Source organism: Hymenobacter piscis (assembly GCF_018760735.1).
GTDB classification, from domain to species: domain Bacteria; phylum Bacteroidota; class Bacteroidia; order Cytophagales; family Hymenobacteraceae; genus Hymenobacter; species Hymenobacter piscis.
In genome coordinates, this window is sequence record NZ_JAHHZN010000005.1 from 21,646 (window position 1) to 44,395 (window position 22,750).

The following is a 22,750-nucleotide window of genomic DNA, read 5'->3' on the forward strand; positions in this document are numbered from 1 at the left end:
CAGCAGATTTCCAGTCCCAGCCTCGGCCCCGCTACAAAAAGCGCCCCGGCAGCAGTTGTTGCCGGGGCGCTTTTAGGAATATGGTGCCACGCTACTGTACTGTGCCCCGCACGGCGTAATGCACCGAATCAAAGAGAATCAGCTTTTGCACGCCCGTGACGCGGTAGGTGGCGAGCAGGCCGTTCTGGTAGTGCATTTCCAGTTGCTTGGCCGAATACACCAGCGGGTTGTCCTGGGCCACAGTAGCGGTGAGCTCCTGCACCTGCGCCCCCTGGCTGAGTACCGAAAGCTGCTCCACAGGATGGTCGGTGCCGGGGCGGCGGCGGTAGGTGCGCCGGAGGGTGCCCCCGGGCAGCGCTACGGAATCAACGGCGTAGAGGCCGCGCAGGGCCGGTTTGTTGATGTCAGCCTGCTGGAAAATCTGGAGTTCCTTGGTCCAGTCCGTTTGCGCTACCCGCGTGGTTTCGAGCTGGCCGTCGCGCAGCAGCACCTGCTTTTCCACCACCGGCCGGCGCTGGTCGAGCCGGCTGCTCTGGGCTTTGAGCAGACCCGGCACATCAAAGTACGCCGTGCGGCGGGCCGCCGGATCGGGGGCCGGCTCGCCGGGGCCACAGGCGGCCAGCAGGCTCAGGGCGGCCAGCCCGCCGAAGGACGCCTTACGCATTCGGGGCGGTGGCGGGCTGGAGCAGGCTCTGGCCGGTCATGGCTCCGGGCTGCGGCACGCCCATAAGCTGAAGCACGGTAGGAGCAATGTCGCCGAGTTTGCCGTCGGTGAGCGTGCCCAGATACGCGTTACTGGCCAGAATGCAGGGCACCAGGTTAGTAGTATGGGCCGTGTTGGGCGTGCCGTCGGGGTTGATCATCATGTCGGCGTTGCCGTGGTCGGCAATGACGAGGCAGGCGTAGTCGGCGGCCAGGGCGGCTTCTATCACGCCCCGGGCGCATTCGTCCACCGCTTCGGCGGCGCGCACGGCCGCCCCGAATACGCCGGTGTGGCCCACCATATCGGCATTGGCAAAGTTGAGGACCACGAAATCGGCCGAGCGCTGCGCAAGTTCCGGTACCAGGGCGTCGCGCAGCTCGTAGGCGCTCATCTCGGGTTGCAGGTCGTAGGTGGCTACCTTGGGCGAGTTGCGCATGATGCGCTTTTCGCCCTCGAACTCCACCTCGCGCCCGCCCGAGAAAAAGAACGTCACGTGCGGATACTTCTCCGTTTCGGCCATCCGGATCTGGGTTTTGCCGTGGGCGGCCAGCACTTCGCCCAGTGTCTGCTCCAGGTTATCCTTCTCAAAAATGGCCCTGACGCCGCTGAAGGTGGCGTCGTAGTTGGTCATGGTAAGGTAGTGCAGGTTCAGCCGGTGCATGTGGAAGGCATGAAAATCCTGCTGGGTCAGGGCCTCGGTTATCTGCCGGCCCCGGTCGGTGCGGAAGTTGAAGCAGATGACCACGTCGCCCTCCTGGATGGTGGCCAGGGGCGTGCCGTCGTCGCCTACTTTCACAATCGGCTTGAGAAACTCATCGGTCACGCCCTCCTTGTAGGAGTCGAGCATGCTCTGAATCAGGTTCTGCGACGGCGTACCCTGGCCGTTTACCAGCAGGTCGTAGGCAATTTTCACCCGTTCCCAGCGGCTGTCGCGGTCCATGGCGTAGTAGCGCCCCACGATGGAAGCAATCTTGCCGCTGGCACCGCGCTGCAGGTGCTGCTCCAGCTCGTTCACGTAGCTCACGCCCCCCTTGGGGTCGGTGTCGCGGCCGTCGGTGAAGGCGTGGATGAACACGTTGTGCACGTCCTGGTCGTGGGCAATGGTGCAGAGTGCCTTCAGGTGCTCGAGGTGGGAGTGCACGCCGCCGTCGGAGAGCAGGCCCATCAGGTGCACGGGTTTGTTATTGAGGCGGGCGTACTCCAGGGCCTGGGTCAGGGCCGGAACGGTGCCCAGCTTCCGCTCCCGGATGGCCTTGTTGACGCGCACCAGATCCTGGTACACCACGCGGCCGGCCCCAATGTTCATGTGGCCGACTTCGGAGTTGCCCATCTGCCCGTCGGGCAGGCCCACGGCTTCGCCGGAGGCGTGCAGGCGGCTGTGCGGAAAGCGCTGAAAGAGAGAATCGACAAACGGCGTGCGTGCCTGATCAATGGCCGATACCTCCTTGTTCTGCGCCAGACCCCAGCCGTCCAGAATTACCAACAATACCTGTTTGTTCATGTGGGCAAAGATAGGCCAGATGGGGCAAAACGCCCGCGTTTTTCCCTAACTTGGCTGCCAGTACCCCGGGCCGATGACCGGCTCTGGCAGCAAGCTACAGCTTGGCACCATTTTAGCACACCGCATGCCGAACTCTTTACGCTAGTATGAAACGTACTTTCTTTTTGGCTTTCGCCCTGGTTTGCAGCCTGCTGCTGTCGGTGGGTGCGCTGGCGCAGGGGGAAGCCTTCGGCCCCGTCCGGACGGCCATCCGCAACAGCAGCTCCCGCGAGCTGGCCCAGTTCTTCGCCCCGGCCGTGGAGCTGAGCTTCGATGGCGATAAGCAGAGCTACAGCGCCACCCAGGCCGAGTTTGTGATGAAGGACTTCTTCGCCAAACATTCGCCCGCTTCCTTCGACTTCATTCACTACGGCGGCAGCAATGAAGGCACGCCCTACGCCGTGGGTAAGTACACCGGTAAAAGCGGTTCTTACCGCATGTTCGTGAAAATGAAACAGGCGGGCGGCAGCCTCAAAATTGCCACCATTGATTTTACGAAGGAAGACTAACCGTCGCCTTCCGAAGCTACCTCAACCAGTACCGCGGCACCTCTCCGCGGTACTTTTTTTGTGCCCTGCGGCCCCGGGGGCGCGCTTTGTGAATAAGAAGCCGGGGAACGGCCCGTTTTTGCTATTTTTGCCCCGTGCAAACGCCCTCCTACCTCACCCCGGAAGCTCTGTCCACCTTCATTCGCACGGCCCTGGCCGAAGATGTCGGCGACGGAGACCATTCGGCGCTGTCGGCCATTCCGGCCGAGGCGCGCAACCGTGCCCACCTGCTCGTGAAGGATGCCGGCGTACTGGCCGGCGTGGAGCTGGCCCGCCACATCTTCCGGTTCGTGGATGCTGACCTGACGGTGGAGGTCCGCCTTGAGGACGGGGCCCGGGTGCAGTACGGCGACGTGGCCTTTGTAGTGGAAGGCCGGGCCCGCAGCATCCTCACGGCCGAGCGCCTGGTGCTCAACTGCATGCAGCGCATGAGCGGCATTGCCACCCGCACGGCCCACCTGGTGAGCCTGCTGGCCGGCACCGAGGCCCGCCTGCTCGATACCCGCAAAACCACCCCCAACTTCCGCCTGCCCGAAAAATGGGCCGTGCTTATCGGGGGCGGCGTAAATCACCGCTACGGCCTCTTCGATATGATTATCCTCAAGGATAACCACGTGGATTATGCCGGGGGCATCCGGCAGGCCATTGAGGCCTCGCAGGCCTACCTGGCGCAAACCGGCCGCCAACTGCCCATTGAAGTGGAAACCCGCACCCTGGCCGAGGTGCAGCAGGTGCTCGATACCGGCGGCGTCAGCCGCATCATGCTCGACAACATGCCGCCCGCCCAGCTGCGCGAGGCCGTGGCCCTGGTAGCCGGCCGCTTCCCGCTGGAAGCCAGCGGCGGCATCACGGAGGAAACCATTGCCGACGTGGCCGCTACCGGCGTCGATTACATTTCCGTCGGGGCCCTGACCCACTCCATCCGGAGCCTCGACCTGAGTCTGAAAGCGTTTTAAATGAGTTGTCAGTTATCAGTTGCCGGTTGTTAGTCATGAAATAAACTGACGACTGGCAACTGATAACTGGCAACTGACAACTGATAACTAATGCAACTTCCCAACCAACGCGGCGGGGGCTACCGGCAGCAGCAGCAAGGTGCTTCGCCCATGGCCATCCGCACCAAAAAACACCAGCTCGACACCGACACCTACACCCGCCTGGCCATGGCCCGGGTATGGCGCCGCGAGTGGTGGTACGCCCTGATTCCCTTCGCGGTGGGCCTGCTGCCGGCTCTCATCTGGCCCTCGTGGTGGTGGCTGGCCTCGGCCCTGGTGCTCACCCTGGTGTACGTGCTCTTCCGCTCGGCCCAGGTGACGGGCGTCACGCAGGTAGAGCAAACCAAGCCACTCTTCGAGAAGCTGGCCTACGAGTTCGACAACAAGCAGATTGTGCTCCGCCGCAACGAAAAGGAAGGCATGCGCCTGACCTGGGACATGATTGGCACCGCCAAGCGCGAAGCCGACGGCTATCTGCTCTCGTTGCAGACGCCCGAGTTGCCGGCCGAGTTGGTGGGCTGGAAGCGCTGGATGGCCAAAACCTTCGACACGCCCATCTTTATTCAGGTGCCCGACCGTATCTTCAACTCCGGGACCGATCAGAAGCTGTTCGATGCCATGCTGCGCCGCAAGAACCTGCTGCCCGGCGGGGCGGCCACGGCCTAGGTGCTCCGGCTCCCGTCTTACCTCTCGTTTACTTCACGAATCACCGTTTTTTCTTCCCATGACCAAGCAACTCGCCCTTTCCGCCCTGGCCCTGGCTACCCTGGCCCTGAACGCGTGCAGCAGCGAACCATCGGACTGGCGTCCCGACAAGAAAGTATCCGTTGATATGGTAGAGCCCGGCAGCCGCTCCTCCGATAGCTTCGATCAGGGCACGGCTGAAGCTGCCCATCAGGCGAAAGGCGGCGCCATTGCCGAGCCCATCAACTCCGGCGTGACCCTCGACGAGACCGACCACAGCCAGGGCGTTTCGGCCGAGGAAGTGCGCACGGCTGATGCCGCTGATGCCGCCCAGACCAACAACGCCGAAGCCATCCGGAGCGTGCGCAAGCCTTCCGACACGACGGCCACCAAGGCGCCTAACGGGCTGAAAAAGTAGGCTATGTCCACTATCTCCTGGAAGCGGGCCGTCCTGGTCCTGCTGCTGCCGGCCCTGGCCGGGCTGGCCAGCTGCGAATCGAAGCCCGCGGCCACTGAAGCCGCCGCCGTTGATGCGGCCGCTCCGGCCGACAGCACCGCCACGCCGGCTGTAACGGCCGCCTACGTGTGCCCCATGGCCTGCGAGGGCAGCGCCAGCGACAAGCCAGGCAAATGCCCCGTGTGCGAAATGGAGCTGGAGCCCAACCCGGCCGCCAAATCTGCTCCCACCCTTTGATTTAAGCGCAAGGGCTCCCATATTTGCAACATTATTGCAGATATGGGAGCCCTTGTTTGCTGTCCGAAACGACCCGGGGCGTGCCAACGCCCTTTTTCGTTTTCTAGCCCGCCCCTATGTCGTCTGTTGCTGAGTGGTTTAGTGCCTGGTTTGATTCGCCGTATTATCATCGGCTGTACCAGAACCGGGATTATGCGGAAGCGCGGGAATTTCTGAGCCGGCTGCTGGCGCATCTGCACCCCAAGCCCACCGACCACCTCCTGGATCTGGCCTGCGGTAAGGGGCGGCACGCGCGCTACCTGAGCGAGCAGGGCTTCCACGTGACGGGCGTCGACCTGTCGGCCCGCAGCATTGCTGCCGCCCGGCAGTTTGCCCACGAGCACCTGCACTTCCACGTGCACGACATGCGGGCGCCGCTGCCCTACGGCCCGTTCGATCTGGTGCTGAATCTGTTTACCAGCTTTGGCTACTTCGAGGAAGAAGCCCAGAACGTGGTGGCGTTGCGCAACGCCGCCGCCGCCCTGCGCCCGGGCGGCAAGCTGGTCATTGATTTTCTCAATACTGACCGCGCCATCCGGGAACTGGTAGCCCACGAAACCAAAACCGTGGATGGCCTCGATTTCCACCTGCACCGCCACCTCCACCACGATTTTATTGTGAAGGAAATTCGCTTTACCGATGAGCAGGGGCAGGAGCAGCACTTCGAGGAGCGCGTACGGGCCCTGGACGCGGCTCGGTTTGCCGAGTACTTCCGCATGGCCGACCTGCGGCTGGCTGAAACGCTGGGCGACTACCACCTGGGCCCCTTCGACCCCGCCACCAGCCCCCGGATGATTTTCGTGCTTAAAAAGTAAATGGCGCGGCGGGCTGAGTTGTAGCGGTGGGCTGGGGAGGCTGCGGGCTGGGGTTGCCCTGGTGCTCCGAGGCCCTCAAGCCGCCGACTCAAACACCGCGCTGCTGGCTCGGGCGCCGCCGGTTTGCCCTTCATTTCTTCACTGTTTGCCCTATGTGGTTTGCCGTTTTTGCCCTTTTTCTGACGGTGTTGGGAGCCGGCTGGCTTACGCGTCTGGTGCCCACGGCCCGCACCGTCTGGATGAAGCCGCTGCTGGCTTTCAGCGGGGCTTACCTGTTTACGCTCACCGTGACGCACCTGCTGCCCGAGGCCCTGCAGATGCTGCCCGGGCACCGGGTGGGCTACTTTGTGCTGGCCGGCTTCTTCGGGCAGATGGTGCTGGAAGTATTTTCCCAGGGCGTGGAGCATGGCCACGTGCACCAGCATACCGAGCACGCCGGCCGGGTGCCCTTTCTGCTCCTGTTCTCCCTGGTGCTGCACTCTTTTCTGGAAGGCAGCATTCTGGTGAAAACCCCGGCCGCCGGCGACGTGAGCCAGAATTTCTACGCCATTCTGACCGGCGTGGCCCTGCACCACATTCCCGCCGCCTTCGCCCTGGTGGCTGCGCTGCTACTGCGCCTGGGCTCTTTCCGCCGGGCCTTGCCCTACCTGCTGCTGTTTGCGGTGGCCGGCCCGGCGGGCATCATCGTCAGCAACTTTGTGGTGCTGGAGCAGCTCCTGACGGGCGGTTTCTACGCCGCTCTGCTGGGCTTGGTGGCGGGTAACTTTCTGCACGTGTCCACCACCATCCTCTTCGAAACCAGCCCCGACCACAGCCTGAACACGCGTAAGCTGCTGGCCACGCTGGCCGGGCTGCTACTGGCGCTGGCCGTGGGATAAGAAGTGCGTGCGTGAGTGATGGGATCAGGCAATAAAAAAGCGGCCCGCTCCAATGAGCGGGCCGCTTTGGCACTGGGCGGGGCCGGAATTACTTCCGCTTACCCGTTACTTTCCGGGGAGCTACTTTGCGCACCGGCTGCTTGGGAGCCTCGGGAGCCTGGGCCGGAATTTCCGGGGCCGGGCCGTATTTCACTTCGGCGGGGTTCGGGTCGCCGGGCAGGTACACGTCGAACTCTACGCGGCGGTTGATGGCGCGGCCGGCGTCGGTGTCGTTGGTGGCAATCGGCTTGGATTCGCCGTAACCGTGCGATACAATACGGTCAGCCGAAACCCCTTTGCGGAGCATATACTCGCGGGCCGAGGCCGCACGATCATCCGACAGACGCAGGTTGTAGGCGTTGTCGCCCTTGCTGTCGGCGTGGGCCGAGATGCCCAGGTAATAGTCCGGGTAGTCGTTCATGATTTTCACCAGCAGGTCCAGAGTGGGGAACGAGGACGGCTTCAGCGCGGCCTTGTTGAACTCGAACTGAATGTACTTGGTGGCTTCCTGCAGGCGTTGCTTTTCTTCCAGCTTCATCTCGGGGCAGCCTTTGTTCGAGGCCGGGCCGGGCCGGTTGGGGCAGCGGTCCTGGAAATCCGGCACGCCGTCGCCGTCGCCGTCCAGCGGGCAGCCATTGGCGTCCACTTTTACGCCGCCGGGCGTGTCAGGGCACTTATCGGCGCTGTCAATCACGCCGTCGTTGTCGGCATCAGGGCAGCCCTGGAGTTCGGCTTTTCCGGGGGTATCGGGGCACTGGTCTTCGCTGTCGCGGATGCCGTCACCGTCGCGGTCGGGGCAGCCTTCAAGGTTAGCCAGTCCTTTTTCGGTGGGGCACTTGTCGAGATAATCCGGAACGCCGTCGCCGTCCCCATCCAGGGGGCAGCCATTCAGGTCTACCGCCACGCCGGCCGGCGTGCCGGGGCACTTGTCCTTCTTGTCAGATACGCCGTCGCCGTCCTCGTCCTTGGCTTTGCCCAGGGCAATGTTCAGACCCACGGTGTGCTGCAGGAACCGGTCGTCGCCTTTATTGTCGTCGCGGGCCGGGTCGCCGTCGATGTTGGCGTTGAGCGGCACGTGCTGGCCGGTCTGCACGAACAGGGTCACGGCATCACCCAAACGGAAGTCGATACCAGCGGCCCCGAACAGGTCGAAGTGGTTCTTGTCCTCGTCGGTGTTAATCGTCTGATTGTTGCGGAAGATGGTGCCCTCGCGGCTGGTGTAGGTGAGGCCGGGGGCCGCCAGCAGGTAGGGCCGGATGGGCGAGTCGTCGTTGAAGAGCTTGAATTTCAGGCCCAGGTTCACGTTCACCACGTTGGTAGCGAAGCGGCTGCCGAAGTAGGGTGCGCCGTTAGGGGCGTCCTTCTTGAACTCCACGTAGTTCCCGCTCAGCTGCACATCCAGCCCTTTGGAAAGGTAGCGGCTGAAGGTGATGCCGGGCGCGTACTTGTTCTCGCTGAAGTCCCAGTAGTCGGAGCCGAAGTTGCCCTTGTACTGCATGGCACTCACATTGAGGCCAATGGCCGTCTTGCGGTCGGCGGTTTGGGCCTGGGAAAGCTGGGGTGCCAGGGTGCAGGCAGTTACCCCCAGCGCCAGCACCCTGGAAAAGGGAATGCGTGGTAGCATACAAAAATGAAAAAGGTGGCAGAGAAAGAATATCCGGCAAAGCAGATGTGGCTATCTATACTGCCTAATGCAAAAAGGGTTGTACCAAACCCCTAGGCAGTATAATTACCCAAGGATTATTTGCAGCTTGTGTGGCCGGTAAAACCTGGTTGGCGAGCTGGTTGGCGGAGAAGTCAGCTGGGTCAGTGAAAGTCGGCATCGCGCAGCGGAGCGGAGCCCCGCAGAAACACCTCCAGCTGCTGCACCCGGGCCCGTTGCCGGCGTACTTCCTGCTGGAGCTGGTCGAGTTGCTGGCGCAGGTGCAGGATCACGGCCAGTTCTTCTTTTCCCAGATCCAGATCGTGGTGCAGCCGGGCGAGGCGGGCGAGGTGGTCGGGGGCCTCGTGCAGGGCATTCGGTACGTCGGGAGCCGCGTGCAGCAGGCCCAGTTCCACAAACTCGCGCACATCGGCCTCACTCAGGCCGTAGCGCGTACCACAATCGTGGAAGGTGATGGTGATGATGGAAGCTTCCATAGAAATGAGCGGGTGCAGGTGACGAAAAAGACGGTTCTGGTGGGCTGAACATCGGTCACCGGCGCAGTGCGGCCAGCTGGCGCAACAGGCTTTTTTCCTCGTCGGTGAGGTTTTGGGGCAGCGTGAGCGAGAGGCGCAGGTACAGGTCGCCGAACTGCCCGGCCTGCCGGTACACCGGGAAGCCTTTGCCGCGCAGGCGCAGGCGGGTGCCGTTCGGAGTTTCGGGCCTGATGGTGATTTTCACGGTGCCCGATAACGTTTCCACGGTTTGCTCGCCGCCCAGCAGGGCCGTATACACATCAACGGGCACGTCCATGGTCAGGTCGTTGCCGGTGCGGGAGTAGCGGGCATCGGGGCGGAGGCGCAGGGTGATGTAGAGCGAGCCGGCGGGGCCGCCGTTGCGACCGGGGCCACCCTGGTCGCGCAGCCGGATTACCTGCCCGTCTTCCACGCCGGGCTGAATGGTGAGGCGCAGGTTTTTGCCGTTCACGGTAAGGGTGCGCGGCCCGCCCTGGTAGGCATCTTCCAGCGAGAGTTCCAGTTCGGCCTGGTAATCCTGCCCGGCGCGGGGCCGCCCGCCGCCCTGGCCGCCCATGCCCCCGAACATGGAGCTGAAAAAGTCAGAGAAATCGGCCCCGCCGAAAGGGTCTTCGCCGCCAAAGCCACCCCCCTGACCACCGCCCTGGGCATACTGCGACCAGTCGAAGCCGCCGCCCGGGTTCTGGCCGCCGCGGCCAGCCTGCTGGTAGCGCTGCCAGTCGGCCCCGAGCTGGTCGTACTTGCGGCGTTTTTCCTCGTCGCTGAGCACTTCGTGGGCCTCGTTGGCCTCCTTGAACTTGCGCTCCGCCTCCGGATTGTCGGGGTTGACATCGGGGTGATACTGGCGGGCCAGCTTGCGGTAAGCCTTCTTGATCTGGTCCTGGCTGGCCGTTTTGTCAACGCCCAGCACCTGGTAGTAGTCTTTGTAATCCACAGTTGTCGTCGGGCGAAAAAGCGGGAGAAAGAACCCGGCCGGCCGGCAAAGCGGGTTCGGGTCATGGGTTTTGAAACGAAACCGGGTCGGGTGGGGTTACTGCGCTGTTCGTCGGCCAAGGCATCCCGGGAAAACCTGTATTTTCAGGCCCCGATTCTCTCCCGACACCCAGTATCTCCCACTTCAATTCCTGTTTGTATGAATGTTCGTTCTACGCTGATGGCCACGTTGCTGCTGGTGGCCGCCTCTGCTCTGCAGGCCCAGGCCCAGACGAAAGCACCCGCGCGCCGGGGCGGTGTGCAACCCAAAGCCCGCATGGTGGCCAAAGGCGTCACGATGAAGGATGGCTACCTGATGAAAGAGGGCAAGGTGCTCGAAACGCGCGACGCGCACACGGGCAACCTGAGCACGGATGTGACGCTGGTGAACGGCACCAAAGTGGCGGCCGACGGCACCGTGACGATGGCCGACGGCACCACTACCACGCTCCAGGAAGGCGATTATATGTCGCTGACGGGCCGCCTGACTACCCGGGCTATGAAGATGGAGCAGGATAGCCTGCGGAACCTGCAGGTGGAAAAACTGAAAGTAAAGCGGAAAAAATAAGGGCCGGCCGTATGGTTCCCTAACACAGCGCCCCCGCCCCGGTAACTCCGGAGCGGGGGCGCTGTGGCGTCTGGCATAATCCAGGTCAGCGGCGCGGGTGCTGGGTGTAATCCTGAAAAATAAGGGCGACTTCGGCCTCGTCCCGGGCTTCCACCACCTCATCCATCACGAACTGAATTTCGGCCTCGGACCACGCCTGGGCTTCGGCCGCCCGAATGAAGGCGCTGAGCTGGGTAAACCGGTCGGCCTCGGCGGGCAGGGTCCACTGAACTTTTTTGCGAATACGCATGGCAGGGAAATGAGGGCAGGAAAGGAAGTTGGGGTAGTCAGAAGTCCCGTTAACGGGGCTGGCGGATAACTTTCAGCTCCACCGGCGCCACGCCGGCGTCGATGATATCAATTTTGCGGGCCGCCTTCTTCGAGAGGTCGATGATGCGGCCCTTGGCGTGCGGCCCCCGGTCGGTGACGACGACTTTGACGGAGCGGTGGTTACGCGGATTGGTGACGCGCACGGTGGTGCCAAAGGGCAGGGTGTTGTGGGCCGCCGTAAGCTTGCCGGGCCGGTAAACGGTGCCGCTGGCCGTCTGGCGGCCATTGAATTTGTCGGCATAGTAAGAGGCTTTGCCGGTTTGGGTGAACGTGCCGCTACCCGCGCAACCGGCCAGCAACGCACCCGTCAGCAGGCCCGCAGGGGCCCCGCCCAGCAGTCGGGGAAGAGAAAAGAACATAGGAAGCAGAAACGATGGCCGGGGCAGAAGGTTGGCGGCGGCAGCCGGGCGGCGGCGCATCAGTTGGGCGCAGATTTGGCGTTCCGGGCCGGAATCCGCAGGGCCGTGAGCCGCTGGAAACTGCCCTGGAACACGTTGAAATCAACCGTGCCCCGGATACCGGGCACGTAGGCCTCGTCAGAGTGCTGCCAGATGAGCCACTTGGTCGGGGGCAGCCGGGGCCGGTCGACCTCGTAATGAGCCAGCCAGAGCGGATATTTATCGAAGTGGCCGGCCAGGTGGCGCTGGTAGAAGCTGTAGTTGGAGTAGAGAATGGGCCGCACGCCGTAGTGCCGCTCCACCAGCCGCAGCCAGGTAGCTACGCCCCGGCGCATCTGGGCCACATCGTGAAACCGGGCGTGCTCCACATCCAGCACGGGCGGCAGGTCGCCGGCGCTCAGGGGCACGGTGCGCGTGAACAGGTTGGCCTGCCGGGTGGCGTCGTAGTTGGGGTGGAAGTAGTGGTAGGCCCCGCGGTAGATGCCGGCAGCGCGGGCCCCGCGCCAGTTGCGCTGGAACCGACTGTCGCGCAGGGTCACACCCTCGGTAGCCTTGATGAAGGCAAACCGCACCCGGTGGCCGGCCACCAAGGGCCAGTCGATGCGCCCCTGGTAGGCCGATACGTCGATGCCGTGCACGGAATACCCGGCCAGCAGGGGTGTTTTTTCGCGGCCCGTGAGGTAGTGGCTACGGAAGCTGGCGTAGGCGCGGCGGGCGTAGCGGTTGACCTGCCGTTGGTAGCGGACGTAGCATACGGCTCCCGTCAGCAGGAACACCAGCAGCGCCAGGGGCAGCAACCGGCGCCATACGGAACGGGAAGCACGGCGGGAACGGGGGGCGGAACGCATGCAGCAGGTTGGTAAGTGCCAAAGGTAACGCCGCTACCCGGCTTGCTGGTGCCCGGGTGGGCCACAAAACGGGGCATCCGGCACGGAATGCCCCCGCTTTTTTGCAAGTTTACAGCCGAAATCCACTTGCCGTATGCCCGACTCTGCCCAGCCCTCCGCTAACGAAGCCCGTGACGAATCGGGCCACCTGATCCGGGAACTGCACGGCATCAAGCTGGCCCAGATTCTGGAGTACCTGGTGGCGGCCTACGGCTGGCCGGAACTGGACCGCCGCATCCGCATCAACTGTTTCGCAGTTGATCCAAGCATCAAATCCAGCCTCACCTTTCTGCGCCGCACGCCCTGGGCCCGCACCAAAGTAGAGCAGCTCTACATCGACACCCGCACCGCCGAAATACTGGGCAAGCGGTGATTGGCTGACCGTTCCCCCACTCAACAGTCCACCCATTCACCTAGCTAACCATCACACCCATGGCGGATGTGCGCGAGAAAACAGAGCCGTGGGCCGTGCTGGTAGGAGCGGGGCTGTTCCTGCTTTTCGAAACGGGCGCCTACTACCTGCTGCGGTTTGCCACCTCGGGCCTGGGCATGGCTGATCAAATGCAGCCTGAGAACACCATTGTGAGCAACTGGGTGAAAACGGTGGTGTTCCTGCTGCTGCATCTCACACTCATCGTGGTGGCGGTGCTGGTGCTCAGCAACCGGCTGCCCCGCCGGTTTCGGGGGCAGCTGATGGGCTGGTTCTACCTGGCCCTGCTGACCGGCTTTGCCCTGCTCTGGCCGCTGTTTGCCTGATGGACGGGGCATAAAAAAGCCACTGCGGCAAGGCAGTGGCGGGTGAAACATGGGCCGGTCGGTCCCGGCGTTATGGGGGTGCAGCGGCTAGCGCTGCCGGATGTCAATTTCGCGGGATTCGCCGTTGGCTGCGTACGGAATGCGCACCAGCAGCTCGTTGCCCTCAAACACGGCATCAATGCGGGCCACATTCAGGCCGGCGGGCAGCTTGAGCGTGCGGGTGAAGAGCGGCGCCGCAGGGCCCTCCTCGGGGGAGTGCCGGAACTCGGCGAAAATGGTAAGCTGGTCCTCGTTGAGCACCACGTGCAGATTTTCGGGCGAAACGGCGGGAGCGGACACGCGGACAATCACGCCTTTCTCACGCTTGTCGATCTGCAGCCGGGCCTGCGCGATGCCTCCCCCCAGCGTATTGAGCAGGTTGAGTTGCGGAGCGATGGTGCGGATGAATTCTTTGCTGATCAGGTTCATGCGATGGGTCCTTTCTAAAGGTAAGGTGTGAGCCATATTTCAAAAGCCATACCAGAACACTTTCCAGACGTCCAGAGTGTTTATTGTGTCATAAAGTCATGATTTAAGAGAGCTTAGTTTCCTGGTTAAGACATAACGTCTGGAATACAGGGCTGGTTAGCCTGGGCGGAAGGTTGTCGGCTGGAAATCCGAAATACTCGTATAGGCGGATATTCGCTCACTTTCTCCCGTTGCTCTTATGGTGCCTAGCTCTTTCCACACTACCCGCACGGCCCGCTACATCAGTCTCGGGGAGCCCGGCACCGATATTCAGCACGTGTGGTTCTGTCTGCACGGCGAGGGGCAGCCCCTGGCCGATTTCGCCGCCCAACTCGTCAACTTCGACACGCCCGAGCGCCTGCTGATTCTGCCCGAAGGGCTTTCCCGCTACGCCCTGCCCGCCGCGGCCGGCGCCACGCCCACTACGGCCGCCACCTGGTTCGCCCCGGATTCTCTGCTGGCCGACCTCTCGGACCTGACTACCTACCTCGATGAGCTGGCGGCCCAGATACTGGCCCAGTGCCCCGAGGGGGTGCCCGTAACGGTGCTCGGCTACGGCCACGGGGCCGCCGCGGCCTGCCGCTGGCTTTCCAGTGGCCGCACCCGCTACGACCGGCTGCTGCTCTACGCGTCCATCTTCCCGCCCACCATTGACCGCCGGGCTACCCTGGTGAGTCTGCCGGAGCGGCCGGTGACGCTGATTTCCACTACCACGGAGGCGTTTACGCCTGAAGCCACCGGCGAGGCCCTGCTCCAGGACATGCAGGATGCCGGCCTCAAAGCCCAGCTCCGGTATGTGTCGGAGGGCCCGCTGACGCTGGCGGCCCTGGGCACGGTGGGCAAATAAGCAGCAAGCAGCTCACCACGGCCGGCAACGGTTCCGCCGCTGCTTGTCCGCCGGCTTCCGGAGTGCAACCCTCTATGGGCGTTTGTTCGCCTTCTTTCCTTCGAATCCCATGTCTGATTTCGACCTGACCCAGCTACCCAGCCGCGCACCCAAGGAGTTCCACAAAGCCAACATCAAGCGTGAGCTCAAGAAGCTGCGTCAGGAGCTGATTGAGCTCCAGAACCGCCTCTACGCCGAAAACCGCCGCAGCGTCCTCATCATTTTGCAGGGCATGGACGCCAGCGGTAAAGACGGCCTGATCCGGCGCGTGTTCAGCGGCATTAATCCGCAGGGGGTGCGGGTGTACTCCTTTAAAGAGCCTACGGAACAGGAGCTGGCCCACGATTTTCTCTGGCGGGTGCACCTGCAGACCCCGGCCAGGGGCATGATGCAGGTGTTCAACCGCTCCCACTACGAGGACGTGCTCATCACCCGCGTGGAGGGAATAATCGACGATAAAACGGCTAAGCACCGCTTCAAATCCATTAACGCCTTCGAGGAGCTGTTGCAGCAGGCCGGCACCACGGTACTCAAATTCTACCTCCACGTTTCGGAAGAGGAGCAGCGGCAGCGGCTGGATGAGCGCGTGACCGATCCGGCCAAGCAGTGGAAATACGAAGCCGGCGACGAGAAGAAAGCCGGCAAGTGGCCCGCCTACCGCGAGGTGTACGAGGACGTATTCCGCCATTGCAGCCCCACCAGCTGCCCCTGGCACATCGTGCCCGCCGACCAGAACTGGTACAAGGCCTACGTAGTAGCCAAAGCCCTCCGCGACGCCCTGGTTGCCCTCAATCCCCGGTATCCTAAGGGTGAAAAGTGATGAGGTGATGGGGTGAGGAGGTGATGGGGTGATGAGGTGAGGAAGGAACGCTCAGCATGATAGGCCTTCCTCACCCCATCACCCCATTACCTCCTCACTTCCTCACTTCCTCACCTCCTCACTTCCTCACCTCCTCACTTCCTCACCTCCTCACTTCCTCACCTCCTCACTTCCTCACCTCCTCACTTCCTCACCTCCTCACTTCCTCACTTCCTCACTTCTTCTCGCTCTTCTCGCTCTTGTCGGCTTCCGTGATGTCGCGGCCGAAGAGCTGGCGGCCTTCGGCGTCGAGGGCTTCACTGATCTGGCGGAAGCCGTTGCGCTCCAGCACCCGGCGGGCCGTGGCGTTGGTGGGCGTGGTGCGGGCCGTGAGGTAGCGTACCATCTCCGTATCGGCGGCGTGGCGCACCAGGCCGCCCACCAGCTCGGTGCCCAGGCCGCGGCCGTGCCAGTCGTCGGCCACCGAAAACCCGATTTCGGCCGTGTCATCCACGGGGGGACCGTGGAAGCCGCCGGCCCCGATGAGCGTATTGGTCGGCACTTCGGCTCCGGCCCGCAGCAGGGCGTACCAGCCGTACCAGCCCGCCGCCTCGCGGCCGCCGGCCGTGAGCTGTTCCAGGAAGTACTGCTGGGCGGCGGCATCGTACTCGCCGGGCGGCCAGTGGGCGGGTAGTTGAGCGCCCAGCAGTACCGGAAAATACTGAGGCTTCGAGGTTTCGGCAATGAGCAGGGCCCGGCTGGCGGCAATCAGCGTGAGCCGGGGCGTGAAGGCAATCAGTGGAATCATGGAAAAAGATACGCAGTTGGTCGGATGTATGGCCATTCCAGTCGAGGAAGACCGTTGCGGTTGCCCGGGAGCGGCTACCTTTACTCCCGTTCCGTTTTAGCCAGTACCCATGCCTGCCGCCGCCCCTGCTCCCGATTTTCTGACCGTCACGTATCGTCCCGATCTGGAAGTGCTGCTGGTACGCTGGATGCGGGTGGTGACGCTGGCCGAGCTGCAGCAGGGCTACCAGCACCTGCTCGATGTGGCCCTCCGGCACCAGTGCCGGCAGTGGCTGCTCGATGCCCGCCGCCGCTTCAACACCGACCGGGAAGGGGCCCGCTGGATGGTGGAGTCATTTCTGCCTGGCCTGCACGCCCGCCTGGGCGGCCGTACCTACCTGGCCTACCTGCTGGTGCCCGCCATCATGCGCGACACGGCCGCCGACGCGGCTTTCCCGCCGCCCGAATTTTTCGCGGGCAAACCCTTTATCGGGCAGCGGTTTGAGGAGGAAAACACGGCCATTGCCTGGCTGCAGGAGGGCCGCCGCCACAACCAGCCCCTGGCCAGCCGGTAAGCAGCCCGCGCGGCGCGGGGCCTAGCGGGACGCCAGCGGTTGGGTTTCCAGCAGGCTCAGGTGGTAATCAACGCACATCAGCACATCTTCGACGGTGCGCAGGGCCTCCATTTCGGCGTCGGTGATTTCGATGTGGAAGCGGTGTTCCAGGTTGATGGCCAGCTCCACGAGGTCAATGGAATCGACGCCGATATCCTCCTGCAGGCGGGTGGCCGGGGTGATGATAACGGCGGGGTTGCGGCGTTTGCGGTGGAGCATGCGTTCAACCTGGTAGCGAATGAGCTGTTCCATAGGTCTGAGAAAAAAGGCAAAAACAAGGGGAAAAATCGGGCTGCTACGGGCCGGGCTACTCAACGCTGGTCAGCAGCAGGGTAGTATCCGCGGGGGCGTCCGTTACCAGCGTGGCCACCGGCGTCTGGGCCGTGAGCAGGTCGCCGGGGTGGGCGCTGGGCCGCTTGATGAGGCCCTCGGCCGGGGCCGTCACGTACACAAAGCTGAGCATGGGTACCAGCCGGGCCAGCTGCCGGCGGGTTTCAGTGAGCTGCCGGTGGGCGGTACGCAGCACCGGGGCCGGCGCCGCCGGTTGGGCCACCTGCAGGGCCGCGTAGGCCTGCTCCTGACGGACCAGCCGGGCCCGCAGCTGCTGCTGGGGCACGCTGGGGAGCTTCTCCAAAAGCTTATAGAGAAGTTGACCCTTCCGCACGCGCTGACCTTCGTGGGTGTACACTTCGTGCACCCGGCCCGCCTGCCCGGCCAGCAGGGGCTGCCCGGGCAGGGAAGCGGCGGCAAATCCCTGGGCAACGGGCCGGAACTGCAGCAGCGGGGTCGGCACCGGGGCGGCAGCCGGGGAAGTCAGCCAAAAGCGCAGCAGCAGGCTGCCGAGTGCGACGAAAACGACGAGCGTTACGCCAACTGATTTTTTCATGCGAGGAAAACCGGCTGATCCGGTCGGGCGGGCGGCTCCGCAAAAGGGGCCGCGGGCAACTGGTTTCCGGGGCAGCCAAAGCAGATGGGCCGGAAAGTGGTGAAACAAAGGAAGTAACCGCAGTGGTTACATTTCGGGGGAAATAAAAAGCTTAGCCGGAGTTTCCGGGACAGTCGGCCAGGCGCTGACGCAGCTCCTGGGCCACCTGGGCCACTGAAACGGCCGCCAGAGCCGCGCGCATGGCATCAAGCGCCGGGCCGAACAGGCCTTCCAGCGTTTCCTGCATCACCCGGCCCAGCTGGCAGTGGGCGTTGGGGTTGGTGCTGCCCACCTGGAACAGGTCGGGCTCGGCATCCTGCATGGTCCGGAACACGTCGAGCAGGGAGATGTCGGTGGCCGGCCGGGCCAGCAGCGTACCGCCGCCCGCGCCCCGCTGGCTCTGCACCAGGCCGGCTTCGCGCAGCATGCTCACCAGGCGGCGCACCACCACCGGGTGCGTACCCGCACTGCTGGCCAGCACATCCGACGAAACCGGCTGCCCCTGGGCGTGGGCCAGGTAGGCCAGAATGTGGGTGGCAACGGCGAAGCGGGTATTCATGAGCAGGTAAGTAACAGAAACGGTTACAAATGTACGACCTATAAAGGTTGTGGGCAACCGTTTTGTTTAAGTCAATTCGAAAACCAGAGCAGGCGGGGGACATACGCAAAGGGGCGCGGCGCTACTACCGCCCCCCCGACTGACGCACCAGCTCCCGAAATACCTCAATCCGGGGCGGCGCGCTACTCCTGCCAGGTGCCGAACTTGCCGGCCTGGTAGTCGGCGTACGACTGGCGGATTTCAGCTTCGGAATTCATCACGAAGGGGCCGTACGCCACGATGGGCTCCTGGAAGGGCTCGGCGTGGCCCAGCAGCAGCACCGCGTCGTCAGTCAGGGCTTCGGCCTGAAATTCGTCGCCGTCGGGGTTAAACTCCAGCAGGCGGCGCATCTCCGTTTCCTGGCCGTTGATGCGGAAGCGGCCCCGGATGACGTAGCAGAAAATGGTGCGCGCGGCCGGAATGGTCTGCTCCAGGCGGCCGCCCTGGCGGAAGTCGATAGTGGCCAGACTCATATCGGTAAGCGGCTGCACGGCCCCGGCGGTGCCGCCCCACTCACCCGAAACGGCGTGGACGGTAACGCGGCCCTCATCCAAAGGCACGGCCGGAATAGCATCCTCCTGCACCCCGATGTAGCGGGGCTCGGTCATTTTCAGGCGGGCGGGCAGGTTCACCCAGAGCTGCAGAATTTCCAGCGGCCCGCCGGTTTGCTTGAATGCATCGGAGGATATTTCGGAGTGAATCAGGCCTCGGCCGGCCGTCATCCACTGAATGCCGCCCGGCCCGATGATGCTCTGGTGTCCGCCCGAATCCTGGTGCATAATGTCGCCTTCCAGAATAAACGTAACGGTTTCGAAGCCGCGGTGGGGGTGGGGGCCGAAGGGCAGGCCGCGGTTGCGGGCCGGGTACACCTGGGGGCCGTGGTGGTTGAGAAACAGAAACGGGTCGAGGTGCTCTACTGAGTTGGTGGGCAGGGCCCGGAAAGTCGTCAGGTCGGCAATGGGCGCGCTCTGGGCGCGGTGCTGGGCTTTGATGGTCCGCATAGGGGGGGTAGTTGTCAGTTTTTGGTTGTCAGTTGTCAGTCGAACGTAGCGTGAGTTTGTCCGAAAGCATAACGGGGTAACTAAAACATTGGCCGTCGCTTTTGTTATGAACCCTTCCGGTTCGATACCGTCACGTAAGACGACTCCTAACCGACAACCAGTAACCAACAACTGACAACTCATTCCAGAATGACGCATCTTTTTCAGCCGCTTACCCAGCGCGGCGTTACGCTCAAAAACCGCATCGTTATTTCGCCCATGTGCCAGTACAGCAGCCAGGACGGCTTCAGCTCCGACTGGCACCTGGTGCACCTGGGTTCCCGGGCCGTGGGCGGGGCGGGCCTGATTCTGCTGGAGGCCACCGCCGTGGCGCCCGAAGGCCGCATCACCCCCGACGACCTGGGCATCTGGCAGGACGAGCACGTGGCCGGCCTGCGTCGCATCACCGAATTTCTGAAGTCCCAGAACTGCGTGCCCGGCATTCAGCTGGCCCACGCCGGTCGCAAAGCCAGCCACAGCAGCCCCTGGAAGGGCGGTGAGGCCCTGACCCCGGCCCACGGCGGCTGGACCACCGTAGCCCCCAGCGCCCTGCCCTTCACCCCCGACGAGCCCACGCCCCAGGCCCTGGACCAGGCCGGCATTGCGCAGGTCGTTGAGGACTTCCGCCAGGCCACCCGGCGGGCCGTGGCGGCCGGTTTCGAGGTAATTGAGCTGCACGCGGCCCACGGCTACCTGCTCCACGAGTTTATGTCGCCGCTCAGCAACGAGCGTACCGATGCGTATGGCGGCTCCTTCGAGAACCGGGTGCGCCTGCTGCTGGACGTAACGGCCGCCACCCGAGCCGAGCTGCCCGACCACCTGCCGTTGTGGGTGCGCATTTCGGCCACCGACTGGACCGAAGGCGGCTGGACCGCCGAGGACTCGGTGCGGCTGGCTGCCCTGCTCAAAGAGCAGGGCGTGGATCTGCTCGACTGCTCCACCGGCGGCAACGTGGCGCAGGCCGATATTCCCGTCGGGCCCGGCTACCAGGTGCGCTTTGCCGAGCAGGTGCGCCGCGAAACCGGCCTGGCTACCGGGGCGGTGGGCATTATCACGGAAGCCCGGCAGGCCGAGGAAATCCTGGCCGCCGGCCACGCCGATGTGGTGCTGCTGGGCCGCGAATCCCTGCGCGATGCCTACTTCCCCCTGCACGCCGCCCAGGAGCTGGGCGTTGACGTGGAGTGGCCCAACCAGTACGCCCGCGCCAAACGCAAGTAAGTCCGCAGTATGGCTGAGGCACGACCTTCAGTCCGTAGCTCGCTTTACAGGCTGATGTCTGTGGGGGCTACGGACTAAAGGACGTGCCACAGCCAACTTTAGCCCGTAGCATCAGGAAGCCAGCCGCTACGCCTCCGGTGGGGGACGCGCAACCTTTGGAAAGGGGAAGTCGACTTTACCCAAGTCGACTTCCCCTTTTTGCATGACCCACCTCTCCCTTCCTCCCCGCGCCGGCGCGGCGGCCCTGCTGCTGGCGTTGGCCGGCTGCGCCACCACCCAGGCCCCGGTAACTACCACCACCACCACGCCTACTGCCGCTCCCGTGGCAGTGCAGGACCTGGGGCCCGGCCGTAGTATCAACCCCCGGGACGTGGACCGCTCGGTGTCGCCGTGCGAGGACTTCTTCCGGTTTTCGGGCGGCAACTGGCTGAAGAATAACCCGATTCCGGCCTACGCCAGCAGCTGGGCCCCGCGCAACGAACTCAACGACCGGACCCAGGCCACCCTGCGCCGCATCCTGGAAGATGCCGCCGCCGACCGCGCCGCTACCCCCGGCTCGAACCGCCAGAAAGTGGGTGACTACTACGCCGCCGGCATGGACTCGGTGGGGCTGGAAAAAGCCGGCCTGACCTACCTCAGGCCCGAGCTGGCCCGCATTGCCGCCGTGAAAGACCGGCCCGGCCTGCTCTCGGAAATTGCCCGCCAGCAGACGCTGGGCACCGGCGCGTTCTTCCGGACCGGCGTATCGCCCGACCGCAAAAACAGCTCGGTGTATGCCGTGAACATGAGCCAGGGCGGCCTGGGCATGCCCGACCGGAACTACTACCTCAAGGACGACGCCCGCTCCAAAACCGTGCGCACGGCCTACCTCACCTACCTCACCAACACCTTCAAGCTGCTCGGCGACGCGGAGGCTACGGCCGCCGCCAAAGCCGCCACGGTAGTGCGCGTGGAAACTCGCCTGGCCCGCGCCAGCAAAGACCGGGTTTCGCTGCGCGACCCGTACGCCAGCTACAATAAGATGACGGTGGCCGAGGCCGACAAGCAATTCCCGAACCTGCAGCCCTCGGCTTTGCTGAAGCGCAACGGCCTGGGTGCGGCCCAGGAGGTGATTGTGGGCCAGCCGGACTTCTTCCGGGAAGTCAGTGCGGTGCTGAAAGAGGAGCCGCTGCAGGACCTGAAAACCTACCTGAGCTGGCAGCTGGTATCGTCGGTGCCTTCGGCTCTGCCCCAGGCGTTCAGTGATGAGGCCTTCCGGTTTGCGCAGGTGCAGAGTGGGGCCAAGCAGCAGCACACCCGCTGGAAACGCATGCTTTCGGCCACTGATGGCACCCTGGGCGAAGCCTTCGGGCAGCTGTACGTGGATCAGGCGTTTTCGCCCGCCGCCAAGCAGAAGGCCCTCGATATGCTGGCCAATATCCGCGAGTCGATGGCCGAGCACATCCGCACCAATACCTGGATGAGCGAGGCCACCAAGCAGGAAGCCCTCAAGAAGCTCAGCGCCCTGCGCGTGAAAATCGGCTACCCCGACAAGTGGAAGGACTATTCGGCGCTGAACATCTCGCGCGAGTCGTACCTGAAAAACGTGCTGGCGGCCCGCCAGTGGGGCTACCAGCAGAACGTGAAGAAGTTCGGCGGGCCCATTGACCGCACCGAGTGGAGCATGACGCCGCCCACCATCAACGCCTACTACAGCCCGCCGATGAACGAAATCGTGTTTCCGGCCGGCTACCTGCAGCCCCCGTTCTTCGACCCCGAAGCCGACGACGCGGTGAACTACGGGGCCATCGGCGGGGTGATGGGCCACGAAATGACCCACGGCTTCGACGACTCCGGCCGGCAGTACGACTCGGAAGGCAACCTGCGCGACTGGTGGACGCCCGCCGACGCGGCCGAATTCACGAAGCGCGCCGCCGTGGTAGGCACCCAGTATTCGGCCTTCTCGCCCCTGGATTCGGTGTACGTGAACGGTAAGCTGACCATGGGCGAAAACCTGGCCGATTTCGCCGGCCTCACCATCGTGTACGCCGCCCTCCAGAAGCAGCTCGACAAGCAGTACGGCAAAGGCAACCGCCCGCTTATCGACGGCTTCACGCCCGAGCAGCGCTTCTTCCTGAGCTGGGCCCAGCTGCGCCGCCAGAACATCCGCCCCGAAGCCCTGCGCCAGCAAATCCTCACCGACCCCCACTCGCCCGGCCAGTACCGCACCATCGGCCCCCTCATGAACATGCCCGAGTTCTACCAGGCCTTCGGCTGCACGCCCGGCCAGAAAATGGTCCGCCCCGATGCCGAGCGGGCAGTGATTTGGTAAGCT

General features: G+C 63.8%; 29 protein-coding genes. 15 read left to right on the forward strand and 14 right to left on the reverse strand.

From position 1 onward, the window contains the following. Positions 1-91: 91 nt before the first annotated feature. Entirely contained in the window at positions 92-664 is a 573-nt protein-coding gene (locus KLP40_RS07090) for a hypothetical protein (RefSeq protein WP_215593073.1), read from the reverse strand. Beyond that, positions 657-2,204 carry a 2,3-bisphosphoglycerate-independent phosphoglycerate mutase gene (gpmI, locus tag KLP40_RS07095; protein ID WP_215593074.1) on the reverse strand — a complete coding sequence of 516 codons (1,548 nt, stop codon included), beginning with the start codon at positions 2,202-2,204 and terminating at the stop codon, positions 657-659. The genes KLP40_RS07090 and gpmI overlap by 8 nt, the downstream gene beginning before the upstream one ends. 146 nt (positions 2,205-2,350) lie before the next feature. On the opposite strand from gpmI, the gene KLP40_RS07100 reads away from it, so the two are divergent. The 7 genes from KLP40_RS07100 (at position 2,351) to KLP40_RS07130 (ending at position 6,896) form a co-directional block, all read left to right on the forward strand. After that, positions 2,351-2,752, forward strand: coding sequence for a DUF4783 domain-containing protein (locus tag KLP40_RS07100; RefSeq protein ID WP_215593075.1), 402 nt, complete (start codon positions 2,351-2,353; stop codon positions 2,750-2,752). 134 nt (positions 2,753-2,886) lie between these two features. Beyond that, positions 2,887-3,747: a carboxylating nicotinate-nucleotide diphosphorylase gene (nadC, locus tag KLP40_RS07105; RefSeq protein WP_215593076.1), complete on the forward strand. Its 861-nt coding sequence runs from the start codon at positions 2,887-2,889 to the stop codon at positions 3,745-3,747. A 90-nt stretch (positions 3,748-3,837) separates the two neighbouring features. Continuing rightward, positions 3,838-4,452, forward strand: a complete 615-nt coding sequence (locus KLP40_RS07110; protein ID WP_215593077.1) for a hypothetical protein — start codon at positions 3,838-3,840, stop codon at positions 4,450-4,452. A gap of 58 nt (positions 4,453-4,510) precedes the next feature. After that, positions 4,511-4,888, forward strand: coding sequence for a hypothetical protein (locus KLP40_RS07115; RefSeq protein WP_215593078.1), 378 nt, complete (start codon positions 4,511-4,513; stop codon positions 4,886-4,888). 3 nt (positions 4,889-4,891) lie between these two features. Next, positions 4,892-5,164, forward strand: coding sequence for a heavy metal-binding domain-containing protein (locus KLP40_RS07120; RefSeq protein WP_215593079.1), 273 nt, complete (start codon positions 4,892-4,894; stop codon positions 5,162-5,164). 116 nt (positions 5,165-5,280) lie between these two features. Further along, positions 5,281-6,018 (forward strand): SAM-dependent methyltransferase, encoded by a 738-nt coding sequence (locus KLP40_RS07125; protein ID WP_215593080.1) that lies wholly within the window; start codon positions 5,281-5,283, stop codon positions 6,016-6,018. Between the two features lie 152 nt (positions 6,019-6,170). Then, on the forward strand, positions 6,171-6,896 hold the full coding sequence (locus KLP40_RS07130; protein ID WP_215593081.1) for a ZIP family metal transporter: 726 nt from the start codon (positions 6,171-6,173) through the stop codon (positions 6,894-6,896). An 88-nt stretch (positions 6,897-6,984) separates the two neighbouring features. Here KLP40_RS07130 and KLP40_RS07135 read toward each other — a convergent pair whose 3' ends face one another. From KLP40_RS07135 to KLP40_RS07145, 3 genes are all read right to left on the reverse strand, one after another. After that, a complete protein-coding gene (locus KLP40_RS07135; RefSeq protein WP_215593082.1) occupies positions 6,985-8,559 on the reverse strand; it encodes an OmpA family protein in 1,575 nt (524 codons plus the stop codon). Between the two features lie 182 nt (positions 8,560-8,741). Further along, positions 8,742-9,074, reverse strand: a complete 333-nt coding sequence (locus tag KLP40_RS07140; RefSeq protein ID WP_215593083.1) for a chaperone modulator CbpM — start codon at positions 9,072-9,074, stop codon at positions 8,742-8,744. 55 nt (positions 9,075-9,129) lie between these two features. Further along, positions 9,130-10,047 carry a DnaJ C-terminal domain-containing protein gene (locus tag KLP40_RS07145; protein ID WP_215593084.1) on the reverse strand — a complete coding sequence of 306 codons (918 nt, stop codon included), beginning with the start codon at positions 10,045-10,047 and terminating at the stop codon, positions 9,130-9,132. A gap of 198 nt (positions 10,048-10,245) precedes the next feature. On the opposite strand from KLP40_RS07145, the gene KLP40_RS07150 reads away from it, so the two are divergent. After that, complete coding sequence (locus KLP40_RS07150) at positions 10,246-10,653, forward strand: DUF6799 domain-containing protein (protein ID WP_215593085.1); 408 nt, start codon at positions 10,246-10,248, stop codon at positions 10,651-10,653. 85 nt (positions 10,654-10,738) lie between these two features. Here KLP40_RS07150 and KLP40_RS07155 read toward each other — a convergent pair whose 3' ends face one another. The 3 genes from KLP40_RS07155 to KLP40_RS07165 are packed head-to-tail and all read right to left on the reverse strand — an operon-like array spanning position 10,739 to position 12,268. Beyond that, a complete protein-coding gene (locus KLP40_RS07155; protein WP_215593086.1) occupies positions 10,739-10,942 on the reverse strand; it encodes a hypothetical protein in 204 nt (67 codons plus the stop codon). A 49-nt stretch (positions 10,943-10,991) separates the two neighbouring features. After that, positions 10,992-11,381: a septal ring lytic transglycosylase RlpA family protein gene (locus tag KLP40_RS07160; RefSeq protein ID WP_215593087.1), complete on the reverse strand. Its 390-nt coding sequence runs from the start codon at positions 11,379-11,381 to the stop codon at positions 10,992-10,994. Between the two features lie 59 nt (positions 11,382-11,440). After that, positions 11,441-12,268, reverse strand: a complete 828-nt coding sequence (locus tag KLP40_RS07165) for a glycoside hydrolase family 25 protein (RefSeq protein ID WP_215593088.1) — start codon at positions 12,266-12,268, stop codon at positions 11,441-11,443. A gap of 133 nt (positions 12,269-12,401) precedes the next feature. On the opposite strand from KLP40_RS07165, the gene KLP40_RS07170 reads away from it, so the two are divergent. Further along, positions 12,402-12,680 (forward strand): VF530 family protein, encoded by a 279-nt coding sequence (locus KLP40_RS07170; protein ID WP_215593089.1) that lies wholly within the window; start codon positions 12,402-12,404, stop codon positions 12,678-12,680. A 59-nt stretch (positions 12,681-12,739) separates the two neighbouring features. After that, a complete protein-coding gene (locus KLP40_RS07175) occupies positions 12,740-13,063 on the forward strand; it encodes a hypothetical protein (protein WP_215593090.1) in 324 nt (107 codons plus the stop codon). Between the two features lie 87 nt (positions 13,064-13,150). Here the strand turns inward: KLP40_RS07175 and KLP40_RS07180 are convergent, their stop codons facing one another. Beyond that, the gene (locus KLP40_RS07180) at positions 13,151-13,531 is read right to left on the reverse strand and encodes an Hsp20/alpha crystallin family protein (RefSeq protein WP_215593091.1); all 381 of its coding nucleotides are present in this window, start codon (positions 13,529-13,531) and stop codon (positions 13,151-13,153) included. A 238-nt stretch (positions 13,532-13,769) separates the two neighbouring features. On the opposite strand from KLP40_RS07180, the gene KLP40_RS07185 reads away from it, so the two are divergent. Next, positions 13,770-14,417 (forward strand): phospholipase, encoded by a 648-nt coding sequence (locus KLP40_RS07185; protein WP_215593092.1) that lies wholly within the window; start codon positions 13,770-13,772, stop codon positions 14,415-14,417. Positions 14,418-14,526: 109 nt separating this feature from the next. Then, positions 14,527-15,276 (forward strand): PPK2 family polyphosphate kinase, encoded by a 750-nt coding sequence (locus tag KLP40_RS07190; protein ID WP_215593093.1) that lies wholly within the window; start codon positions 14,527-14,529, stop codon positions 15,274-15,276. A 214-nt stretch (positions 15,277-15,490) separates the two neighbouring features. Here the strand turns inward: KLP40_RS07190 and KLP40_RS07195 are convergent, their stop codons facing one another. Then, positions 15,491-16,063, reverse strand: a complete 573-nt coding sequence (locus tag KLP40_RS07195) for a GNAT family N-acetyltransferase (RefSeq protein WP_215593094.1) — start codon at positions 16,061-16,063, stop codon at positions 15,491-15,493. Between the two features lie 109 nt (positions 16,064-16,172). Here KLP40_RS07195 and KLP40_RS07200 point away from each other — a divergent pair, with 109 nt between their 5' ends. Continuing rightward, positions 16,173-16,616, forward strand: a complete 444-nt coding sequence (locus KLP40_RS07200; RefSeq protein ID WP_215593095.1) for a hypothetical protein — start codon at positions 16,173-16,175, stop codon at positions 16,614-16,616. Between the two features lie 21 nt (positions 16,617-16,637). Here the strand turns inward: KLP40_RS07200 and KLP40_RS07205 are convergent, their stop codons facing one another. From KLP40_RS07205 to KLP40_RS07220, 4 genes are all read right to left on the reverse strand, one after another. Continuing rightward, positions 16,638-16,907: a phosphopantetheine-binding protein gene (locus tag KLP40_RS07205; protein ID WP_215593096.1), complete on the reverse strand. Its 270-nt coding sequence runs from the start codon at positions 16,905-16,907 to the stop codon at positions 16,638-16,640. A 55-nt stretch (positions 16,908-16,962) separates the two neighbouring features. Beyond that, positions 16,963-17,541 (reverse strand): efflux RND transporter periplasmic adaptor subunit, encoded by a 579-nt coding sequence (locus KLP40_RS07210; protein WP_215593097.1) that lies wholly within the window; start codon positions 17,539-17,541, stop codon positions 16,963-16,965. 151 nt (positions 17,542-17,692) lie between these two features. Continuing rightward, on the reverse strand, positions 17,693-18,139 hold the full coding sequence (locus KLP40_RS07215; protein ID WP_215593098.1) for an Rrf2 family transcriptional regulator: 447 nt from the start codon (positions 18,137-18,139) through the stop codon (positions 17,693-17,695). Between the two features lie 182 nt (positions 18,140-18,321). Then, positions 18,322-19,179: a pirin family protein gene (locus tag KLP40_RS07220; RefSeq protein ID WP_215593099.1), complete on the reverse strand. Its 858-nt coding sequence runs from the start codon at positions 19,177-19,179 to the stop codon at positions 18,322-18,324. Between the two features lie 189 nt (positions 19,180-19,368). On the opposite strand from KLP40_RS07220, the gene KLP40_RS07225 reads away from it, so the two are divergent. Both KLP40_RS07225 and KLP40_RS07230 read left to right on the forward strand, forming a co-directional pair. Further along, positions 19,369-20,436, forward strand: coding sequence for an NADH:flavin oxidoreductase/NADH oxidase (locus KLP40_RS07225; protein ID WP_215593100.1), 1,068 nt, complete (start codon positions 19,369-19,371; stop codon positions 20,434-20,436). 202 nt (positions 20,437-20,638) lie between these two features. Then, positions 20,639-22,747 (forward strand): M13 family metallopeptidase, encoded by a 2,109-nt coding sequence (locus KLP40_RS07230; protein WP_215593101.1) that lies wholly within the window; start codon positions 20,639-20,641, stop codon positions 22,745-22,747. Positions 22,748-22,750 lie beyond the last annotated feature (3 nt).